This window comes from Nonomuraea sp. WAC 01424, from assembly GCF_003947315.1.
In the GTDB taxonomy this organism is placed as follows: Bacteria; Actinomycetota; Actinomycetes; order Streptosporangiales; family Streptosporangiaceae; genus Nonomuraea; species Nonomuraea spiralis.
The window spans coordinates 1-1026 of sequence record NZ_QHHZ01000059.1 but is presented as its reverse complement, the minus strand read 5'-3'; the positions used below and the strand labels follow the sequence as shown (position 1 = coordinate 1026).

The following is a 1026-nucleotide window of genomic DNA, read 5'->3' as shown; positions in this document are numbered from 1 at the left end:
TAGGAGCTGTTTCTTGGATCAGGTCCGGAGCCAGATGACCAGGGCGGCCAGGGTGACGGTGCCGAGGAAGATGTAGGCGCGCTTGTCATAGCGCGTGGCCACGGCCCGGAAGTTCTTCAGCCGGTTGATGGCCCGTTCGACGACGTTGCGCGCCTTGTAGCGGTCGGTATCGAAGCCGGTGGGCCGTCCCCCGGCAGAGCCGCGCCGGCGGCGGTTGGCACGCTGGTCCCGTGGTTCGGGGATGGTGTGGCGGATCTTGCGGCGGCGCAGGTAGACGCGATTGGCGCGCGAGGAGTACGCCTTGTCCGCGGCCACGCTGTCGGGTCGGGTACGCGGGCGTCCCGGCCCCAGGCGAGGGACCCGCACCGCCCGCAGTACCCGCTCCAGCTGCGGGCTGTCGCCGTACTGGCCCGGCGTCAGGACCAGCGACAGTGCCCGGCATCGGCCGTCCGCCGCCAGGTGGATCTTGGTGGTGAACCCGCCGCGGGAACGGCCTAGGCATTCCCCAGCCTGACCACCTCCGCCAGCCGGGCGGCCAGCGCGGCCAGCACCGGATCGCCCCGGTTTGTCCCGACTGCGTCCCCCTTTTGCCGCTGCGGCGCGGGCGGTGCGGGCGGCGGGGTGCGGGGTGCGGGGCGCGCCGGCGGCGTGCTGGTGCGCCCGGACGGTGGTGGAATCCACGGAGATGTCCCAGTCCATCCGGCCCTGGGCATCCTGCTCGGCCTGGATCGCGGTCAGCAGCATGTGCCAGGTGCCATCGGCCGACCAGCGGCGGTGCCGCTTGTAGACCGTGATCCAGGGGCCGAATCGTTCGGGCAGGTCTCGCCAGGGCAGGCCGGTGCGGGCCCGGTACAACACGCCGTTGATCGTTCTTCGGTGGTCGTTCCACCGTCCGCCCTGCCGGCCACCTTCGGGCAGCAGCGGCTTGAGCCGCTCCCACTCCGCGTTGGTTAAGTCACCTCGACCCATAGGCCCATCGTGACGGCCTAGACACGATCAGTCAGCAGATCTAAGAAACAGCTCCTA

The 1026-nt window shown here is 70.5% G+C and carries 1 protein-coding gene; it reads right to left on the bottom strand.

Annotated features, from left to right (window positions below):
• Window positions 1-18: 18 nt before the first annotated feature.
• Window positions 19-969, bottom strand: a complete 951-nt coding sequence (locus DMB42_RS52705; protein WP_125649940.1) for an IS5 family transposase — start codon at window positions 967-969, stop codon at window positions 19-21.
• Window positions 970-1026 lie beyond the last annotated feature (57 nt).